The sequence below is a fragment of the Kitasatospora sp. NPDC048286 genome, from assembly GCF_043201735.1.
Taxonomy (GTDB): Bacteria; Actinomycetota; Actinomycetes; order Streptomycetales; family Streptomycetaceae; genus Kitasatospora.
Window position 1 is genome coordinate 247,431 of the sequence record NZ_JBICZE010000002.1, and the last position, 18,904, is coordinate 266,334.

At 70.2% G+C, this 18,904-nt stretch carries 16 protein-coding genes and 1 tRNA gene; 12 read left to right on the plus strand and 5 right to left on the minus strand.

Annotated features, from left to right (window positions below; genetic code table 11):
• Window positions 1-607 precede the first annotated feature (607 nt).
• The 5 genes from ACGF13_RS05430 to ACGF13_RS05450 all read left to right on the plus strand — a co-directional run bounded on the left by ACGF13_RS05430 (window position 608) and on the right by ACGF13_RS05450 (window position 6,476).
• Complete coding sequence (locus ACGF13_RS05430; RefSeq protein ID WP_392869200.1) at window positions 608-1,825, plus strand: ABC transporter substrate-binding protein; 1,218 nt, start codon at window positions 608-610, stop codon at window positions 1,823-1,825.
• Between the two features lie 241 nt (window positions 1,826-2,066).
• Window positions 2,067-2,996 (plus strand): branched-chain amino acid ABC transporter permease, encoded by a 930-nt coding sequence (locus ACGF13_RS05435; protein WP_359819021.1) that lies wholly within the window; start codon window positions 2,067-2,069, stop codon window positions 2,994-2,996.
• A gap of 5 nt (window positions 2,997-3,001) precedes the next feature.
• Entirely contained in the window at window positions 3,002-4,933 is a 1,932-nt protein-coding gene (locus ACGF13_RS05440; protein ID WP_392870044.1) for a branched-chain amino acid ABC transporter permease, read from the plus strand.
• Window positions 4,934-4,941: 8 nt separating this feature from the next.
• Window positions 4,942-5,763 carry an ABC transporter ATP-binding protein gene (locus ACGF13_RS05445; RefSeq protein WP_392870047.1) on the plus strand — a complete coding sequence of 274 codons (822 nt, stop codon included), beginning with the start codon at window positions 4,942-4,944 and terminating at the stop codon, window positions 5,761-5,763.
• The gene (locus tag ACGF13_RS05450; RefSeq protein WP_392869202.1) at window positions 5,760-6,476 is read left to right on the plus strand and encodes an ABC transporter ATP-binding protein; all 717 of its coding nucleotides are present in this window, start codon (window positions 5,760-5,762) and stop codon (window positions 6,474-6,476) included. The genes ACGF13_RS05445 and ACGF13_RS05450 overlap by 4 nt, the downstream gene beginning before the upstream one ends.
• 58 nt (window positions 6,477-6,534) lie before the next feature.
• Here the strand turns inward: ACGF13_RS05450 and ACGF13_RS05455 are convergent, their stop codons facing one another.
• Window positions 6,535-7,149 (minus strand): ANTAR domain-containing response regulator, encoded by a 615-nt coding sequence (locus ACGF13_RS05455; protein WP_392870050.1) that lies wholly within the window; start codon window positions 7,147-7,149, stop codon window positions 6,535-6,537.
• A gap of 142 nt (window positions 7,150-7,291) precedes the next feature.
• Between ACGF13_RS05455 and ACGF13_RS05460 the strand changes: the two genes are divergently transcribed.
• Both ACGF13_RS05460 and ACGF13_RS05465 read left to right on the plus strand, forming a co-directional pair.
• Window positions 7,292-7,364: transfer RNA gene (locus tag ACGF13_RS05460), tRNA-Leu, on the plus strand.
• 119 nt (window positions 7,365-7,483) lie between these two features.
• On the plus strand, window positions 7,484-8,257 hold the full coding sequence (locus tag ACGF13_RS05465) for a transcriptional regulator (protein ID WP_392870052.1): 774 nt from the start codon (window positions 7,484-7,486) through the stop codon (window positions 8,255-8,257).
• A 4-nt stretch (window positions 8,258-8,261) separates the two neighbouring features.
• Here the strand turns inward: ACGF13_RS05465 and ACGF13_RS05470 are convergent, their stop codons facing one another.
• Window positions 8,262-8,405 carry a hypothetical protein gene (locus ACGF13_RS05470; protein WP_392869204.1) on the minus strand — a complete coding sequence of 48 codons (144 nt, stop codon included), beginning with the start codon at window positions 8,403-8,405 and terminating at the stop codon, window positions 8,262-8,264.
• A gap of 84 nt (window positions 8,406-8,489) precedes the next feature.
• Entirely contained in the window at window positions 8,490-9,920 is a 1,431-nt protein-coding gene (pyk, locus tag ACGF13_RS05475) for a pyruvate kinase (protein WP_392869206.1), read from the minus strand.
• Window positions 9,921-10,232: 312 nt separating this feature from the next.
• On the opposite strand from pyk, the gene ACGF13_RS05480 reads away from it, so the two are divergent.
• The 5 genes from ACGF13_RS05480 (at window position 10,233) to ACGF13_RS05500 (ending at window position 16,340) form a co-directional block, all read left to right on the plus strand.
• On the plus strand, window positions 10,233-11,324 hold the full coding sequence (locus tag ACGF13_RS05480; protein ID WP_392869208.1) for a hypothetical protein: 1,092 nt from the start codon (window positions 10,233-10,235) through the stop codon (window positions 11,322-11,324).
• The gene (locus tag ACGF13_RS05485) at window positions 11,321-12,979 is read left to right on the plus strand and encodes an extracellular solute-binding protein (RefSeq protein ID WP_392869210.1); all 1,659 of its coding nucleotides are present in this window, start codon (window positions 11,321-11,323) and stop codon (window positions 12,977-12,979) included. Before ACGF13_RS05480 ends, ACGF13_RS05485 begins: the two co-directional genes overlap by 4 nt.
• A complete protein-coding gene (locus ACGF13_RS05490; protein ID WP_392869212.1) occupies window positions 12,966-13,538 on the plus strand; it encodes a hypothetical protein in 573 nt (190 codons plus the stop codon). Before ACGF13_RS05485 ends, ACGF13_RS05490 begins: the two co-directional genes overlap by 14 nt.
• 325 nt (window positions 13,539-13,863) lie before the next feature.
• Window positions 13,864-15,696 carry a bifunctional metallophosphatase/5'-nucleotidase gene (locus ACGF13_RS05495; RefSeq protein WP_392869214.1) on the plus strand — a complete coding sequence of 611 codons (1,833 nt, stop codon included), beginning with the start codon at window positions 13,864-13,866 and terminating at the stop codon, window positions 15,694-15,696.
• A gap of 74 nt (window positions 15,697-15,770) precedes the next feature.
• Window positions 15,771-16,340, plus strand: coding sequence for a Uma2 family endonuclease (locus ACGF13_RS05500; protein ID WP_392869216.1), 570 nt, complete (start codon window positions 15,771-15,773; stop codon window positions 16,338-16,340).
• Window positions 16,341-16,407: 67 nt separating this feature from the next.
• Here ACGF13_RS05500 and ACGF13_RS05505 read toward each other — a convergent pair whose 3' ends face one another.
• Window positions 16,408-17,865: an aldehyde dehydrogenase family protein gene (locus ACGF13_RS05505; protein WP_392869218.1), complete on the minus strand. Its 1,458-nt coding sequence runs from the start codon at window positions 17,863-17,865 to the stop codon at window positions 16,408-16,410.
• A gap of 49 nt (window positions 17,866-17,914) precedes the next feature.
• Complete coding sequence (locus ACGF13_RS05510) at window positions 17,915-18,781, minus strand: helix-turn-helix domain-containing protein (RefSeq protein ID WP_392869219.1); 867 nt, start codon at window positions 18,779-18,781, stop codon at window positions 17,915-17,917.
• Window positions 18,782-18,904 lie beyond the last annotated feature (123 nt).

The following is an 18,904-nucleotide window of genomic DNA, read 5'->3' on the forward strand; positions in this document are numbered from 1 at the left end:
CGGCCATACCCCGAAAGCTCCCGACAACGTCCCTACGGCGTCGGCGAGTTCACTCCGGACAACATCAAGTCCCTTTTCCGCCCCCTTGTTTGACCATCCGCCGGCCTGGGCAGGCGTTGATCTGGACAAGGGGGCGTTCGCATGTCCGGGCGCGGCGGGCACGAATCCCGCGCTTGTAACGCTGCGTAACAAGTAGGAAATCCGATCAATTGCCGGCTCCGAGGCCTTCAGGCGCCCCGGAGCGACTCGGCCGCGCCCTCCCTGTCCGCAATACGGACGCTCAAGGCCGGAACCAGGGCATCGGACACAGGTGTCCGATAATCGACGCTGCCAGCTGCAACCCCTATTTCTGGGCCTTACATCGCCCTACCAGCGCGTAAACGCCCGTCATCGCGGGATCGATCGAGCCGGAACGACCACATCGTGAGACATATACTCCGTGTGCTCATAACAAGAGAATCACAGCCTGCTCGCAGCACTGCCCGAGTCGCCCAACGGCATCTAGAGTCACGGCCAGTCACCGCGCCATTCGATTGGGCCAGGCCCTCCGCGCACTCCGGCTCCCGCCACTCCGGCGCGGGCGCCTCCCGAACCGAAGGGGACCCTCGTGCGTCATCGTTCAGCAGTTGTCGTGAGCATTGCCGTGATCGGCGCCCTCAGCCTCAGCGCCTGCGGCTCCCGCGGAGAGAAGAACAGCGGCAACGGCGGCGACTCCGCCTCCACCACCGTCGTCATCGGGGTCGACGCCCCGCTCACCGGCGACCTCTCCGCCCTCGGCCTCGGCATCCGCAACTCCGTCGACCTCGCGATCAAGAAGGCCAACGAGACCAACGAGGTCCCCGGCGTCAAGTTCGAGATCAAGGCGCTGGACGACACCGGCAAGCCCGCCCCCGGCCAGCAGAACGCCACCCAGCTGGTCGGCGACTCCAAGGTCCTCGGCGTCGTCGGCCCGCTCAACTCCAGTGTGGCGCAGTCGATGCAGCAGATCTTCGACGACAAGAACCTGGTCGAGGTCTCCCCCGCCAACACCGGCGTCGCCCTCAGCCAGGGCGAGAAGTGGGCCAGCGGCGAGAAGAAGCGCCCCTTCAAGTCCTACTTCCGCACCGCCACCACCGACGCCGTCCAGGGCCCGTTCGCCGCCCAGTTCCTCTACAACGACGCCAAGAAGACCAAGGTCTTCCTCATCGACGACCAGAAGACCTACGGTGCCGGCCTGGCCGGCACCTTCAAGGGCGAGTTCACCAAGCTCGGCGGCACCCTCGTCGGCGAGGAGCACGTCAACCCCGACGACCGCGACTTCGCCGCCATCGCCACCAAGGTCAAGAGCTCCGGCGCCGAAGCCGTCTACTACGGCGGCGAGTACCCCGCGGCCGGCCCGCTCTCCCTCCAGCTCAAGGAGGCCGGCGCCACCATCCCGCTGATGGGCGGCGACGGCATCCAGAGCGGCGACTTCATCAAGCTCAACCCCAAGAGCCAGGGCGACTACGCCACCGCCGTCGGCCTGCCCGTCGAAAGCCTCGACACCGCCAAGAAGTTCATCGCCGACTACAAGACCGCCGGCTACAAGGACGCCTACGAGACCTACGGCGGCTACTCCTACGACAGCGCCTGGGCCGTCATCCAGGGCGTCAAGGCCGTGAAGGCCAGCGGCAAGCCCCTCACCCGCGAGGCCGTCCGCGACGCCGTCCAGAACGTCTCCTTCGACGGCGTCACCGGCAAGGTCTCCTTCGACGAGTTCGGCGACACCACCAACAAGCAGCTCACCGTCTACACCGTCAAGGACGGCAAGTGGGCCGTGGAGAAGTCCGGCACCTTCAAGGGCTGACACAGGCCCGCACAGGCCCGCACGGGCTGACACGGGCCCACCCGGGCCGACGCAGCCCCGCACGGGCCGCGCAGGCCCACCCGGGCCGGCACAGACCCAAGCAGCCTGACGCACTGTCACCACCCGCACCACCAGCGCCACTTCACCACCACCGCGCGCGGGGGCTCCACCAGTGCCCCCGCGCGCACCCACATCCACCACCCACGCGGACAACCCCCGAACGCACTACGGAGGCCCAGCGGTGCACGACCTACCGCAGCAGCTGGCCAACGGCCTGATCCTCGGCGCCCTCTACGGGCTCGTCGCGATCGGCTACACGATGGTCTACGGCATCGTCCAGCTCATCAACTTCGCCCACGGCGAGATCGTCATGGTCGGCGGCTTCGGCGCCCTGACCGCCTACCTCGCCCTCCCCGGCGGCACCACCCTGTGGCTGGCCCTGCCGCTCATGCTGATCGCCGGCATCCTGGTCTCCACCCTCACCGCCGTCGCCGCCGAGCGCTTCGCCTACCGCCCCCTGCGCAACGCCCCCCGGCTCGCCCCGCTGATCACCGCGATCGGGCTGTCCATCTTCCTCCAGCAACTCGTCTTCTCCTTCTACCCGGACGCCAAGAAGGCCCGCGTCTTCCCCAAGCTCCCCGGCGACCCCTTCAGCCTCGGCTCCGTCACCATCCAGCGCAGCGACCTCTTCCTGATCATCGCCGCCCCGCTGTGCATGCTCGCCCTCGGCTGGTTCGTCACCCGCACCCGCTCCGGACGCGCCATGCAGGCCACCAGCCAGGACCCGGACACCGCCAAGCTGATGGGCATCGACACCGACCGCATCATCGTCATGGCCTTCGCCATCGGCGCCGCGTTCGCCGCCGTCGCCGCCGTCGCCTACGGACTGCGCAGCGGCCAGGTCGACTTCCGGATGGGCTTCATCCTCGGCCTCAAGGCCTTCACCGCCGCCGTCCTCGGCGGCATCGGCAACATCTACGGCGCCATGCTCGGCGGCCTCGCCCTCGGCCTCGCCGAAGCCCTCGCCACCGGCTACATCCAGCACCTGCCCGGCATGCACCTCTTCGGAGGCGGCGCCTGGAAGGACGTCTGGGCGTTCGTTCTCCTCATCCTCGTGCTCCTGATCCGGCCCCAAGGCCTGCTCGGCGAGCGCGTCGCGGACAGGGCGTGACCACCATGACCACCACCCACACCGAAACCACCCCGGTCATCCCGCTGCCCGCCCGCGCCGCCGCGGCCACCACCGGACTCGGCGCCCTCGCCACCACGGCCTCCGCCGCCATGTCCTGGACCTGGACCCCCGACTTCCCCGGCGACCTCACCTACTACGGCTCCCCCGCCGGACTCCAGTGGCTCGCCCTCGCCGCCGGCCTGCTCACCCTCGTCCTGCTGCTCGCCTGCCAGGGCCTCCCCGGCCTGCGCTGGGCCGCCCCCACCCGCAGCAACAACGCCGTCCTGTACGCCGCCACCGGCGCCCTCGCCGTCGCCGTCTACGCGGTGTCCGCCATCTCCGCCGAACTCGGCGGCCTCGCCAACCTCGAACCCGGCGGCTGGGTACTCGCCGCGGGCGGCCTGATCGGCGTCCTCGGCGCCCTCGGCCTGCCCCTCGACCGCCGCACCGCCGTCCCGCTGCGGATCCTCGACAAGCGCCTCTTCCTGCTCGTCCCGATCGCCCCCGCCGCCTGGTTCGGCGCCCACGCAGTCCCCACGGACCAGCCCGTCGCCCCCGTCCTCACCGCCCTGGCCGGCGGCCTCGCCATCGCGGCCGGCGTCGTCCTGCTGCTCCAGCTCGGCCACCTCGCCAACAGCGGACTGCGCCTCGGCCGGGCCGACCGCCCCCTGGCCGCGCCGCGCGCCCTCCCCTCCTGGATCGAGGTGCTGCTGATCGTCCTCGCCTTCGGGCTCGGACTGTTCGCCATCACCTTCGGCATCGACACCGAGTACGGCGAACTCTTCACCGGCTACCTGCTGTTCGTCGCCCTCGCCGTCCCCGCCCTCACCAGGTCCGGCCTGATCGCCCGGCTGCGCGCGCTGACCGTCAAGCACCGCCCCGTCACCACCGGCGCCGCCTTCGCCGCCGCCGCCAGCTTCCCGTTCACCCAGACCAGCGACCAGTACACCTCCGTCGCCACCAACATCCTGATCTTCGCCACCGTCGCCCTCGGCCTCAACATCGTCGTCGGCCTGGCCGGCCTGCTCGACCTCGGGTACGTCGCCTTCCTCGGCGTCGGCGCCTACGCCGCCGCCCTGGTCTCCGGCTCCCCCGCCTCGCCCATCCACGTCCAGTTCCCGTTCTGGGCCGCGATGCTCACCGGCGCCGTCGTCTCCATGGTCTTCGGCGTCCTCATCGGCGCCCCCACCCTGCGACTGCGCGGCGACTACCTCGCCATCGTCACCCTCGGGTTCGGCGAGATCTTCCGCATCACCATGCTCAACCTCAACGGCACCACCGGCCCCAAGATCACCAACGGCTCCAACGGCATCCCCCGCATCCCGGACCTGGAGATCCTCGGCTTCGACCTCGGCAAACCGCACACCGTCGCCGGCATCGAACTCGGCCGCTTCTCCAACTACTACCTGCTGATGCTGCTGGTCACCGCCCTCGTCGTGCTGGTCTTCGCCCGCGTCGGCAACTCCCGCATCGGCCGCGCCTGGGTCGCCATCCGCGAGGACGAGACCGCCGCCGAGGCCATGGGCATCAACGGCTTCCGCCTCAAACTGCTCGCCTTCGCCCTCGGCGCCCTGCTCGCCGGCCTGGCCGGCACCGTCCAGGCCCACGTCAGCTACACCGTCACCCCCGACCAGTACACCTTCGCCGAAGCCCTCCCCCCGAACTCCGCCTTCCTGCTCGCCGCCGTCATCCTCGGCGGCATGGGCACCATCAGCGGCCCGCTGGCCGGCGCCACCCTGCTCTTCCTCATCCCGAAGAAGCTCGAATTCCTCGCCGACTACCAGCTCCTCGCCTTCGGCGCCGCCCTCATCGTCCTGATGCGGGTCCGCCCCGAAGGCCTCATCCCCAACCGGCGCCGCCAGTTGGAGTTCCACGAGACCGCCCTCCCGGCCCAGACCGCCGGCGAGCCGACCGCACTCACCAAGGCAGGGGCGTGACCGACCCGATGACCACCACCGCCGCACCCCTGCTCGAAGTCACCGGCGTCACCATGCGCTTCGGCGGCCTCACCGCGGTCAACGACGTCTCCCTCACCGTCGGCGAAGGCGAGATCATCGGTCTCATCGGCCCCAACGGCGCCGGCAAGACCACCTTCTTCAACTGCCTCACCGGCCTCTACGTCCCCACCGAGGGCGCCGTCCGCTTCCGCGACACCCTGCTGCCGCCCAAGCCCCACCTGGTCACCCAGGCCGGCATCGCCCGCACCTTCCAGAACATCCGGCTCTTCGCCAACATGACCGTCCTGGAGAACGTCCTCGTCGGCCGGCACACCCGCACCAGGGAAGGCATCTTCTCCGCCATCCTGCGCGGCCCCGGCTACCACCGCGCCGAGGCCGAGAGCCGCGCGAAGGCCATGGAACTGCTGCAGTTCACCGGCCTCGCCGAGAAGGCCGACCACCTCGCCCGCAACCTCCCGTACGGCGAGCAGCGCAAACTGGAGATCGCCCGCGCCCTCGCCTCCGAACCCGGCCTGCTGCTCCTCGACGAACCCACCGCCGGCATGAACCCCCAGGAGACCCGGGCCGCCGAGGAACTCGTCTTCGCGATCCGCGACAAGGGGATCTCCGTCCTCGTCATCGAGCACGACATGCGGTTCATCTTCAACCTCTGCGACCGCACCGCGGTGCTCGTCCAGGGCCAGAAGATCGTCGAGGGCGACCGCGAGACCGTCCAGAGCGACGAACGCGTCATCACCGCCTACCTGGGCGCCCCGCTCGAAGGCACCGCCCCGGCTGCCCCGGAGAACGTTACGGAGTCCGACCAGTGACCGCACTTCTCGAGGTCCAGGACCTCCGCGTCGCCTACGGCAAGATCGAAGCCGTCAAGGGCATCAGCTTCACCGTCGAGCAGGGCGAGGTCACCACCCTCATCGGCACCAACGGCGCCGGCAAGACCACCACCCTGCGCACCCTGTCCGGCCTGCTCAAGCCCACCGCCGGACGGATCACCTTCGACGGCCAGGACCTCTCGACCGTCCCCGCCCACCGCATCGTCGCCCTCGGTCTCGCCCACTCCCCCGAGGGCCGGCACATCTTCCCCCGGATGACCATCGAGGAGAACCTCCTCCTCGGCGCCTTCCTGCGCACCGACGCGGCCGGCATCGCCGCGGACGTCGAGCGGGCCTACGGCCTGTTCCCGATCCTCGGCGAACGGCGCCGCCAGGCCGCCGGGACGCTCTCCGGCGGCGAGCAGCAGATGCTCGCGATGGGGCGGGCGCTGATGTCCCAGCCCAAGCTGCTCATGCTGGACGAGCCCTCGATGGGGCTCTCCCCGCTGATGATGCAGAAGATCATGTCCACCATCGTGGAACTGAAGTCGTCCGGTACGACCATCCTCCTGGTCGAGCAGAACGCCCAGGCGGCCCTCTCCCTCTCCGACCGCGGCTACGTCATGGAGACCGGCCGCATCGTCCTCTCCGGCACGGGCGCCGACCTCCTGCACGACGAGTCCGTGCGGAAGGCCTACCTCGGCGAGGACTGAGCCCTCCGCGGACGCGAAAGGCCCGGCAGAAACGTTCTGCCGGGCCTTCGTACGCGCGTTACTCGGACTGGCCCTCTTCCGCCTTCTTGCGGTCCTGGGCCTCGCCCTCCTCGATGACCGCCTCGGCCACCGCCGCCATCGTCATCCGACGGTCCATCGACGTCTTCTGGATCCATCGGAAGGCCGCCGGCTCGTTCAGCCCGAACTTGGTCTGCAGCACACCCTTCGCCCGGTCCACCAGCTTCCGCGTCTCCAGCCGCTGGCTGAGATCCCCGATCTCCTTCTCCAGCGCCCGCATCTCCGCGTACCGGGACACCGCCATCTCGATCGCCGGCACCAGGTCCGACTTCGAGAACGGCTTGACGATGTACGCCATCGCCCCGGCGTCCCGCGCCCGGTCCACCAGCTCCCGCTGCGAGAACGCCGTCAGCATCAGCACCGGCGCCAAGTGCTTCTCGTGGATCTGCTCGGCCGCCGAGAGCCCGTCGAGGATCGGCATCTTCACGTCGAAGATCGCCAGGTCCGGCTTCAGCTCCTCCACGAGCCGCACCGCCGTCTCCCCGTCGCCGGCCTCACCGACGACGGTGTACCCCTCCTCCTCGAGCATCTCCTTGAGGTCGAGACGGATCAGCGCCTCGTCCTCGGCGATCACAATCCGCGTGATCTGGGGCATATCGGTCTCAAGCGGCTGCGCCTGCTCGTCGGCGGTGCTCACGGGGCTCCTAGTTCCGGCGGGGTACTGCATGCACGAGGGTACCCAGACACGGTATGTTTGAGACCAGCGGGTCCGAAGTTCAACCTTCGAATCCATGGGCGCCCCGGTAGCCCAGCGGGAGAGGCGATGGTCTCAAACACCATACAGCGTGGGTTCGAATCCCACTCGGGGCACTTATCCTTCGATTCGCAAGCCACTTAGGTCAGCCTAACCGTTGGCGATCTTCATCAATCCGGATGAAAATCGCCGCATTCACCAGATCCACCGGTGCGATTCGCACACGCTCGGCCGTATGTACGACATGGCCGCACGCCAGCGAGCACTCGATCTGCACGCCTCCGGGCTGACATTCAGCCAGGTGAGTCGTGCGACCGGGATCTCCCGCTTCTCGATCCGTCAGTGGGCATCCGGCGCAGTGCCCGGTCCACGCATGACCGCCGAATGCCCGGTCCGCAGCGGTCGGCTCGATCCCTCAAGGCCACGCCCCCTGTACTCCTACCTGCTCGGCCTCTACCTGGGCGACGGCTGCATCAGCGAGGGCCGCCGCCATGTCCACGCCCTCCGTATCGCATGCTGCGACACCTGGCCGGGCCTCATCCTCGAGTGCGAGCGGGCCGTCGCCGCCGTCATGCCGCACAACAAGGTCAACCGGGTCCAGGCGCCCGGCTGTACCAGCGTCATCAGCACCAGCAAGCACTGGCCCTGCCTCTTCCCCCAGCACGGCCCCGGCCCGAAGCACCTGCGGCCGATCGTCCTCACACCGTGGCAGCAGGAGATCGTCGATGCCCACCCCTGGGAGTTCCTGCGTGGCCTGATCCACTCCGACGGCTGCCGCATCACCAACTGGACGACCCGCACCGTGCGCGGTGTCACGAAGCGCTACGAGTACCCGCGTTACTTCTTCACCAACACCTCGGCCGACATCATCGGCCTCTTCACCGCCACCCTCGACGCCGTCGGCGTCCACTGGAAGGCCGCTTCACGCCTCACTGGCGCCACGAACGTTTCCATCGCCCGCAAGGACTCCGTCGCCCTCATGGACGCCCACATCGGGCCCAAGTACTGACGGTTCAGGTGTCCTCGGACTTCTCCGCCCGCTGCTGCTCCTCGCACTCGAAGCGAGCCTTGGCGGCCTCATAGGCCGATCCGGCGCCGGGGCGGTTGAGGACCTCTTCGCGAAGCTCGCGCCAGAACGTGTGGCTGTGATCGCTCATCTCGCCGATTCTCTCCCGAACCAGCACGCGGGCGGCATCCCTCACACGAGGGATGCCGCCCGCGGAAGACCGAGAGAATCCCGCTCAGGCGTCCAACGTCCCCACGTGGTGGACGCGGACGAGGTTGGTGGAGCCGGCCAGGCCGGGGGGTGAGCCGGCGGTGATGACGACGATGTCGCCCTTCTGGCAGCGGCCGAGCGAGAGCAGGGCCGCGTCGACCTGTTCGACCATCTGGTCCGTCGTCGGGGCGAACGGGCCGAGGAAGGTCTCCACGCCCCAGGTGAGGGCGAGTTGGGAGCGGACGGCGGGCTCGTAGGTGAAGGCGAGCACCGGGATGGGCGAGCGGTAGCGGGTGAGCCTGCGCGCGGTGTCGCCGGACTGGGTGAAGGCGATGAGGTACTTGGCGTGCAGGAAGTCGCCGATCTCGGCGGCCGCGCGGGCGACGGCGCCGCCCTGGGTCCGCGGCTTGCTGCCGGTGGTCAGGGGCGGCAGCCCGGCCGCGAGGATGTCGTTCTCGGCGGCCTCGACGATCCGGGCCATGGTCTTGACCGTCTCGACCGGGTACTTGCCGACGGCGGTCTCCCCGGAGAGCATCACGGCGTCGGTGCCGTCCAGCACGGCGTTGGCGACGTCGGAGGCCTCCGCGCGGGTGGGCCGGGAGGTGTTGATCATCGAGTCGAGCATCTGGGTCGCGACGATGACCGGCTTGGCGTTGCGGCGGGCGAGCTTGATGGCGCGCTTCTGGACCAGCGGGACCTGTTCGAGGGGCATCTCCACGCCCAGGTCGCCGCGGGCCACCATGATCCCGTCGAAGGCGTCGACGACGGATTCCAGGTTCTCCACCGCCTGCGGCTTCTCGATCTTGGCGATGACCGGGACGCGGCGCCCCTCCTCCGCCATGATCCGGTGGACGTCCTCGACGTCCCGCCCGCTGCGGACGAAGGAGAGCGCGACGAGGTCGGCCCCGGTCCGCAGTGCCCACCGCAGGTCGGCGACGTCCTTGTCGCTGAGCGCGGGGACGGAGACGGCGACGCCGGGGAGGTTGAGGCCCTTGTGGTCGGAGACCAGCCCGCCCTCGATGACGAGGCACCGCACGTGCGGACCGTCGACGGCGACGACCTCCAGGGCGACCCGGCCGTCGTCGACCAGGATGCGCTCGCCGCGGCTGACGTCGGCGGCGAGCCCGGAGTAGGTGGTTCCGCAGCGGTCCTTGTCCCCCACGACGCCCTTGTCGGTGGAGATGGTGAACTCGTCGCCGCGTTCGAGGAGTACGGGTCCGTGGGCGAAGGTGTCGAGCCGGATCTTCGGGCCTTGAAGGTCGACGAGGATGCCGACGCTGCGGCCGGTCTCGTCGGCGGCCTTGCGGACGCGGCGGTAGCGTTCCTCGTGCTCGGCGTGCGAGCCGTGGCTGAGGTTCAGTCGGGCGATGTCCATCCCGGCGTCGACCAGGGACTTGATCTGGTCGTACGAGTCGGTGGCGGGCCCGAGGGTGCAGACGATTTTTGCTCGGCGCATAGTGCTGAGACTAGGCATTACCGGTGCGTAACCGCGACGCGGGTCCGGACTGCGGGATGACCGTTTCTGTAAGGCGAGTTGAACAATCTGACACATCCTCGGACCGCAGTGCGAACGCCCTTCGCCGCGCGCCCTCCGCACGCCCTGCGCGCCCCCGTCGATGCGATTCCGTGAAGGGGTGTTCACCCCTGGTTCACCGCCGCTTCCGCCCCCGCTCCCCGCCCGGCGGGACGCTCGTCACCCCCGGGTGGCTACCCGGGCGCCCCGGGTCACCACCCGGACGAAGTAGCGGACGAGGGGGAGGCGTTCGGTATGCGACGCGCACTGGGGGTGGTTGCGGCCCTGGCGCTGCTGGGCGGGGTCGCCTTCGCGCTGATCCCCGACGACGACCCGAAGAAGGACACCAAGACGGTCACCGTCACCGGCCTGATCGGCTCGGAGAAGCGCGCCTTCTTCGAGAACGACGAGGTCAAGGCCGAGTTGGCGAAGCAGGGCCTGGTGGTCCGGGCGGACTCGACCGGCTCCTGGACGATGAGCGACCAGGCGGACAAGACCCCGGGGCTCGACTTCGCCTTCCCGGCGAGCGCGGCACCGGCCCAGGAGATCCAGCGCATCTGGAAGTTGAAGGACTCCCCGCCGGTTCCGTTCTACTCGCCGCTGGTGATCGTGGCCCACGGGCCGGTGGCCGACGTCCTGAAGCAGAACAAGCTGGCCGACAAGGACTCCACCGGCGTCTGGACGTTCCGGATGGACGAGTACGTCAACGCGCTGCGGAGCAACCGCAGATGGGAGGACCTGGCGGGCGCCCGCGAGCACCCGGAGCTGTCCGGCCAGCTCTTCGTGACCACCACCGACCCGGAGAGCTCGTCCTCCGGGGCGATGTACCTCGCGCTGCTCTCGTACATCGCGAACAACCACCAGGTGGTGTCGGACGACGCCGGCGTCGCCGCCGTCAAGGACGTCCTGCACACCGCGAACGCGCTGCAGGGCATCCAGAAGAGCAGCAGCGACGAGCCGTTCCGGGACTTCGGCGCGGGGATCGGCAGCCCGCTGATCTTCGCGTACGAGTCGCAGGCCGCCGCCCTGTCGCTGCAGGGCAAGCCCACCGGCGACATGGTCGTGCTGTACCCGGACACCACGGTCTACTCGGACCACACCGTCGTGGCCCACACCGACGACGGCCGCAGGCTCGCCGAAGTCCTCCAGAACGACGAGGTGCTGCGCGGCCTGGAGGCCAGGTTCGGCCTGCGGCCGCAGGCCAAGCCGGAGGCCTTCGCGAACCTGATGCGGGACAGGAAACCGACCTTCGCCCCCGATCTGAACGCCGCCAGGATCAAGCAGGCGACCCTGCCCTCGCTGGACAACCTGATCAAGCTGACCGCCGCGGCGAAGGGGACCAAGTGACCATCCCGAAGAAGCGGCGCGGCCGGCTCGTGGCCGCGCTGGCCGCCGTGCTCGTCGCGGCGACCGCCTGCACCTCCGGCGGCTCCGGTTCCGGGCCGGGCCCCGACCCGAGCGGCCCGCCCGCCGAGACGGCCCGCCCCGGGGTGCTGCGCGTCCTGGCGGGCAGTGAACTCCAGGACCTGGCACCGGTCCTGGAGGAGGCCCGCAAGGCCACCGGGGTGACCGTGCAGTTCTCCTGGACGGGCACCCTGGACGGCGCGGACACCGTCGCCTCGGGCCGGGCCGACGGCAAGTACGACGCCGTGTGGTTCCCGTCCGACCAGTACCTGCGGCTCGATCCGGCCGGCCGGTCCAAGGTGGTCTCCGAGATCCCGGTGATGGTCTCGCCGGTGGCGATCGGGGTGCGTTCCTCGACGCTCGGCGAACTCGGCTGGGGCGACGGCTCGAAGGTCACCTGGGCGCAGGTCGGGGACGCGGCCGCGGCCGGCAAGCTGGCGTACGGGATGGCCGACCCGTCCCGTTCCAACTCGGGCTTCTCCACGCTCGTCGCGGTGGCCTCGGCCTTCTCCGGCGCGGGCGCGGCGCTGACCGACGCGGACGTGCAGAAGGCCTCGCCGCAGCTGAAGCAGTTCTTCAAGGGCCAGAAGCTGACCTCCGGTTCCTCCGGCTGGCTGGCGCAGGCGTACACCCGGGCCGAGTCGGGCACGGTGGGCGCGCTGGTGAACTACGAGTCGGTGCTGCTGTCGCTGAACCGGACGCTGCCGCCGCAGCAGCAGCTGACCGTGGTGCGGCCGCTGGACGGCGTGGTGTCGGCGGACTACCCGCTCGGGCTGATGTCCTCGGCCGCGCCGGAGCAGCGCGACTCCTTCCAGCGGCTGACGGCGTACCTGCTCAAGGAGGACGTGCAGAAACGCATCTCCGAGGCGACGCTGCGCCGCCCGGTGACGGCGGGCGTGACCCCGGCGGCCGGGCTGCCCGCGGACCGCCGCAAGGAGCTGCCGTTCCCGGGCACCAGGGCGGTCGCGGACGGCCTGCTGGCCGCGTACCAGAACGAGCTGCGCCGCCCGTCCCGGACGGTGTACGTGCTGGACACCTCGGGCTCGATGGAGGGCTCGCGGATCGCGGCGCTGAAGACCGCGCTGGGCCGGCTGACCGGGGCGGACGACACCCGCGGGGTGCGCCGCTTCCGGGACCGCGAGGAGATCACGCTGCTCTCCTTCGCCTCCGAGGTGAAGTGGACCAAGACCCACGTGGTGCCGGCCACCGGGAGCCAGCCGGGCCCGCAGGCGGAGTTGGCGTCGATCCAGGCGGACGTGCAGTCGCTGGCGGCCGCGGGCGGGACGGCGGTGTACTCCTCGCTGGAGGAGGCGTACCGGGTGATCGAACGTCAGCAGGCGGCGGCCGGTGACGACCGGTTCACCTCGATCGTGCTGATGACCGACGGGGAGAGCAACGCCGGTGCGACGGACGGCGACTTCAAGCGCTTCCACGACGCGCTGCCGGCCGGGGAGAGGTCGATCCCGGTGTTCCCGATCAAGTTCGGGGAGGCGGCGGTGGGCCAGCTCCAGGGGATCGCGGACCTGAGCGGCGGCAAGCTGTTCGACGGGACGGGTTCGCTGGACGGGGTGTTCGAGGAGATCCGTGGCTACCAGTGACGGGTTCGGCCCCCGGGTGCTGCGCTACCTGGAGTCGGCCAGGAACCTGGTCGGCTGCGCGGGTGGCGCGGTCGGCCTGGGGCTGCACTTCGCGGGGCTGGGCGGGGTCTGGTGGCCGGGGGTCGTGGCGGGGCTGTACGGGGTGGGCGCGCTGCTGACGCCCGGCCCGGGGCCCCGCCAGGGCCCGGGGCCGGATCCCGGTGACCCCGAGCTGCCCGGCGCGCGGGTGCCGGGGCGCGAGGAGCCGCGGCCTCCGGCGCCCAAACCCAAGCCGGAGCCCGAGCCGGCCCCCGTGCCCGATCCGGAGCTGGTGGCGCTGGCCGCCTACCTGGACACGGTGCCGCTGCCGCCCTCGGCCGGGGTGGACGGCCTGCTGGCGGCACTGCGCGCGGCCGGTCCGGGGCCGGTGGCGGAGCGGATCGTCCGGCACCGGCTGCCGGTGGCGGTGGCCGGCTACCTGCGGGCGCGGACCTGGCAGCCCTGGGCGGGGCCGGGTGATCCGGATCCGGCGGTCCAGCTGGGCCACGAGGTCGACCGGCTCACGGCCGAACTGTCCTGACCGGCCGTCCGCCCCGGGACGGGCGGCGGCCTCCCGCCCGTCCGTCCCGGGGCCGCCCCTCGGGAGCCCGACATTCGCCCCCGTCCCGGGGTCGGTCTCCGGAAGTCCGCCCTCCGCCCTACCACCCGGTACCTCCCCCGTCCCGTCACGAACGAGTCGTTAAGATCTCACCTCCTGGACAGGTCTGGGGGCTATCCAGCGCCCCGACCTGCACGGCACACTTCTACGCGCGTCCTTCTACGCGCGTCGACGCGTACACGCACACCTGCCAACGAATGCCAGTTGACGGTCCATCCGCCGTCGGTCCCACTCGGGAGAGTCGTCCATGCCCCTGAACCGCCGTGACTTCGTCACCCGGTCCGCCGCCACCGCCGCCGGCGCCGCCCTGGCCGGCGGTGCCACCCTGGCCGCCGCCCCCTCCGCCGCGGCCGCCCAGCCGGACACGGCGGCCGCCAAGGGCCGGCCCCAGCCGCACAAGCAGGCCTTCACCGTGATGGGCACCACCGACCTGCACGGCCGGGTGCTCAACTGGGACTACTTCACCGACGCCGAGTACACCGACAAGGGCCACAACGCGGTCGGCCTCGCCAAGATCTCCACCCTGGCCAACCAGGTGCGCGAGGAGAAGGGCTGGGACCGCTGCCTCCTGATCGACTCCGGTGACACCATCCAGGGCACCCAGCTGTCCTACTACTACGCCCGGATCGAGTCGATCGACACCGAGGCGAACACCGTGCCGGACCACCCGATGGCCGTCGCCATGAACCTCATGGAGTACGACGCCGCCGCACTCGGCAACCACGAGTTCAACTACGGCATCCCGCTCCTGAAGGCCTACCAGGACCAGCTGGAGTTCCCGCTGCTGGGCGCCAACGCGCTGAACGCCAAGAACGAGAAGCCGGCCTTCAAGCCGTACGTGATCAAGGAGCTGCGCCTGGGCGGCGGCCGTCCGGTGCGGGTCGGCATCCTCGGCCTCACCAACCCGGGCATCGCGATCTGGGACAAGGCCAACGTCAGCGGCAAGCTGGTCTTCCCGGGCATCGTCGAGACCGCCGCCACCTGGGTGCCGAAGATGAAGGCCGCGGGCGCGGACGTCATCGTGGTCTCCGCGCACTCCGGCTGCGACGAGGCGACCACCTGGGGCGACCAGCTGCCCTGGGCCGAGAACGTCTCGGTGGCCCTGGCGGAGACCGTCCCCGACATCGACGCGGTGCTGGTGGGCCACGCCCACAAGGAGATCGCGCAGCGCCTGGTCGTCAACAAGAAGACCGGCCGGACGGTCGTGCTCTCCGAGCCGCTCTGCTACGGCCAGCGGCTGACCTGCTTCGACTTCGAGGTCGAGTTCGCGGCCGGTGTCTGGAAGGTCACCTCGGTCTCCTCCCGGCTGCTGAACTCCAACACGGTGCCGGAGAACCCGGAGATCACCAACGCGATCGCCGAGCAGCACAAGAAGGTCGTCGCGTACGTCAACCAGAACATCGGCACCAGCAAGATCGCGCTCTCGATCGCCGAGGCGCCCTTCAAGGCCACCCCGATCATCGACCTGATCGGCCGGGTCCAGGCCGACGCCGTCAAGGCCGCGCTGGCGGGCGGACAGTACGCCAACCTCCCGGTGCTCGCCCAGGCCGCCCCGTTCAACCGCACCGCCCTGATCCCGTCCGGTCAGGTCAAGCTGCGCGACGCCGCGGGCCTCTACATCTACGAGAACACCCTGGAGGCCCGCATCATGACGGGCGCCCAGCTCAAGGACTACCTCGAGTACTCGGTCAAGTACTACAACCAGCTCGCCCCGGGCGCCCCGGTCGACAAGGACAAGCTGACCGGCGCCGAAGCCACCCCGGACTACAACTACGACTCGCTCTACGGCCTGAGCTACGACATCGACATCGCCCAGCCGAAGGGCCAGCGGATCGTCAACCTGTCCTTCCAGGGCAAGCCGATCGACCCGGCCGCCGAGTTCGTCCTCGCCGTCAACAACTACCGTGCCAACGGCGGCGGCAACTTCCCGCACGTCGCCAAGGCCAAGATGGTCTGGTCGAACTCCGACGAGATCCGCAACACCATGATCGCCTGGGTGAAGGCCAAGGGCACCATCGACCCCGCGGACTTCTTCACCGACTCCTGGCGCCTGGTCCGCGCCGGCCAGCCGGTCTTCTGACCCGCACGACCCACCGGAAGGCCGTCGCCCCGCAGGCGACGGCCTTCCGGCCCGTTCAGTGGAAGAATGGCGCCATGAGCGAGTCCCGGATCCCGGAGCGCCACGCGCGGCTGCTGGCCTACGCGCAGAGCCTCACGCCTCCAAACGGTTGGAAGATCGAGATCTCCGGCGACGAGATCATCATGACGGCCGGGCCGTCGGTGATCCACCAACGCAACCTGCTGCTCGTACGCGAGCAGTTCGACGCCCACCGCCCCACCGACACGATGCCCAGCGAGAACACCGACCTCGCCTCCCCGAACGTCGGCAAGCTGCGCAACCCCGACCTGACCTACATCCCCCTCTCGGCGCTCGAGGAGGGCGGCAACCAGGTCCCCGCCGAACAGGCGGCCATCGCCGTGGAGATCGTCTCCCCGTCGAACCCGGAGAACGACCTGGTCGGCAAGGTCCGCGACTACCCGCTCATGGCCATCCCGCTCTACCTGGTGATCGATCCGCGCGAGGGCGATCTGACGCTCCACTCCGAGCCATCCGGCAGCGGCTACCACCGGCAGTGGAACGGCAAGTTCGGCGACCCGGTCCCGATCCCGGCCCCCTTCGGCTTCGATCTCGCCACCGACGGCCTGCTCCGCTACCAGGTCTGAACGGTCAAGCGGCAAGGGCCTCCTGGCGGCTGCCGCCAGGAGGCCCTCACCGTTCGGCGGCCCGTGGTCAGAACGGGAAGACCGCGCGCTCGTGCTGGACGGAGATCCACTTCACGGTGGTGAAAGCGTCCACCGTGGACTCGCCGTTGAGGCGGCCGACGCCGGAGTTCTTCTCGCCGCCGAAGGGCACGCCCGGCTCGTCGGCGATGGTGCCGCCGTTGACGTGGATCATGCCGGTCTCGATCCGCTGGGCGAGCCGCACGCCGCGCTCGACGTTCGCGGTGTGCACCGCGCCGCTGAGCCCGAACGGGGTGTCGTTGGCGAGCCGCACGGCCTCGTCCTCGCCGTCGAAGGGCACCAGCAGCACGACCGGGCCGAAGAGTTCGTTGCGCAGGATCGGCGCGTCCTGCGCCAGGCCGGTGAGCACCGTCGGCGACATCAGGCTGCCGACCGTGCCGCCGCGCAGCAGCGCGGTGGCGCCGGCCGCGACCGCCTGGTCGACCTGGGCGAGGAGGTTGTCGGCCTGGACGGGGTTGATCAGCGGGCCGATGTGGGTGGCCGGGTCCTTGGGGTCGCCGACGGTGAGCGAGGCGACCTTGGCGACGAACTTCTCGGTGAACTCGGCCTCGACGCTCCGGTCCACCAGCACCCGGTTGGCGGCCATGCAGACCTGCCCCTGGTGGACGAAGCGGCTGAACACGGCGGCGTCCACGGCGTGGTCCACGTCGGCGTCGTCCAGCACGATCAGCGCGCTGTTGCCGCCGAGCTCCAGGACCGTCCGCTTGAAGTGCGCGGCGGCGACGGTGGCGACGTGCCGGCCGACCTTGTCGGAGCCGGTGAAGGAGATCACCTTGGGCACCGGGTGCTCCAGGAAGCTGTCGCCGATCTCGGCGATGTCGGTGACCACCACGTTCAGCAGGCCGGGCGGCAGCCCCGCGTCCTCGAAGAGCTTGGCGATCAGCCCGCCGCCGACCACCGGGGTCTCCTGGTGCGGCTTGAGGACGACGCCGTTGCCGAGCGCGAGCGCCGGGGCGACGGCCTTGAGCGCCAGGAACAACGGGAAGTTGAACGGGCTGATCACGCCGACGACGCCGACCGGCAGCCGGTAGAGCCGGTTCTCCCGGCCGTGGGCGGGCGAGGCCAGCAGCCGGCCCTCGGCGGCCACCGACAGGTGCAGGCACTCCCGCAGCACGTCCTTGACCAGCGACAGCTCGAAGCCCGCCTTCAGCGCGGTGCCGCCGAGTTCGAGCATGATCGCCTGGACGATCTCCGGCTCGCGCTCCTCCAGCAGCCGCAGCGCGCGCTCGAAGACCAGCCGCCGCTGGTACGGGTTGGCGGCGGCCCACCCCTTCTGGGCGCGCTCGGCGGCGCGGTAGGCCTGGTCGACCTCGGCGACGGTGGCGACGGTGATGGTGGCGAGCTTGTCACCGGTGTAGGGATCGACGTCGACGATGTCCCAGGAGCCGCTGCCGCTGCGCCACTCGCCATCGATGTACTGCAGCGCCAACTCGGAGAAGTACGACATCTGTTCCCTCTCATACACCGACCTGATGGGAAATCATCGTACTGACGGATCAGAGCTCTTGGCGCACCGCGTGCAGCAGGTCGCGGGTCCGCTCCGGGCTCAGGCTGTCGGCGAGCAGGTCGTCCATCGCCTTGCGGTACTCGGCCACCTCGGCGGGCTTGTCGAGGTAGAGCGCGGTGGTGAACTGTTCCAGGTACACCACGTCCGCCAACTCGGCCTCGGAGAAGCCCAGGACGGTGAAGGCGCCGCTCTCCGCGCTCAGTCCGGCGTTGCCCAGCGGCAGCACCTGGATCCGGACGTTGGGCAGTTCGCCGGCCTCCAGCAGCCGGTCCAGCTGGCCGCGCATCAGCTCCGGTCCGCCCCAGGGTCGGCGCAGCGCGGCCTCGTCCAGGACGGCGACCAGGTGCGGTGCCCGCTCGCCGGTCAGGACCGCCTGCCGCTGGAGCCGTACGTCGACGCGGCGCTCGATCTCCTCCGGCCCGTTGGCGTGGCAGCCGGCGGTGACCACGGCGCGGGCGTAGTCGGCGGTCTGGAGCAGCCCGTGGACGAACTGGACCTCGTAGCTGCGGATCTCGGCCGCGGCCTCCTCCAGGCCCAGGTAGTTCTGGAACCAGCCGGGCAGCACGTCGCCGTACTCGTTCCACCAGGAGCTGGCGTTGGCGTCGCGCAGCAGGCCGAGGACGGTGGCGCGTTCCTGTTCGGCCTCGACTCCGTAGAGGGTCAGCAGGTCGGCGACGTCCCGTTCCTTGAAGCCGACCCGGCCGAGTTCCATCCGGCTGATCTTGGATTCGGAGGCCCGGATCGAGTATCCGGCTTCCTCCCTGCTGACGCCTCTGGCCTCGCGGAGCTTGCGCAGCTGGGTGCCGAGCTGCAGACGCCGTACGGTGGCGCCCCCGCCTGCCTGAGTCGTGCCCATCGAAGTCGTCCTCCGCACTCGCCCAGCCCCCCGGCCGTCGGCCGCAGTCTGCCACCTGGCACCGACGAACAACAGTCCGCTGCCTTGCGAACCGTGGGGGTTGCGGTCGGCTCCGGCCGGGTT

Excerpts from the sequence above, each read along its gene's own strand:
- ACGF13_RS05440 (WP_392870044.1), top strand. The coding sequence starts at position 3,002 with ATGACCACCACCCACACCGAAACCACCCCGGTCATCCCGCTGCCCGCC.
- ACGF13_RS05500 (WP_392869216.1), top strand. The coding sequence starts at position 15,771 with ATGAGCGAGTCCCGGATCCCGGAGCGCCACGCGCGGCTGCTGGCCTAC.
- ACGF13_RS05445 (WP_392870047.1), top strand. The coding sequence starts at position 4,942 with ATGACCACCACCGCCGCACCCCTGCTCGAAGTCACCGGCGTCACCATG.
- ACGF13_RS05455 (WP_392870050.1), bottom strand. The coding sequence starts at position 7,149 with ATGCCCCAGATCACGCGGATTGTGATCGCCGAGGACGAGGCGCTGATC.
- pyk (WP_392869206.1), bottom strand. The coding sequence starts at position 9,920 with ATGCGCCGAGCAAAAATCGTCTGCACCCTCGGGCCCGCCACCGACTCG.
- ACGF13_RS05510 (WP_392869219.1), bottom strand. The coding sequence starts at position 18,781 with ATGGGCACGACTCAGGCAGGCGGGGGCGCCACCGTACGGCGTCTGCAG.
- ACGF13_RS05480 (WP_392869208.1), top strand. The coding sequence starts at position 10,233 with ATGCGACGCGCACTGGGGGTGGTTGCGGCCCTGGCGCTGCTGGGCGGG.
- ACGF13_RS05465 (WP_392870052.1), top strand. The coding sequence starts at position 7,484 with ATGTACGACATGGCCGCACGCCAGCGAGCACTCGATCTGCACGCCTCC.
- ACGF13_RS05505 (WP_392869218.1), bottom strand. The coding sequence starts at position 17,865 with ATGTCGTACTTCTCCGAGTTGGCGCTGCAGTACATCGATGGCGAGTGG.
- ACGF13_RS05495 (WP_392869214.1), top strand. The coding sequence starts at position 13,864 with ATGCCCCTGAACCGCCGTGACTTCGTCACCCGGTCCGCCGCCACCGCC.
- ACGF13_RS05470 (WP_392869204.1), bottom strand. The coding sequence starts at position 8,405 with ATGAGCGATCACAGCCACACGTTCTGGCGCGAGCTTCGCGAAGAGGTC.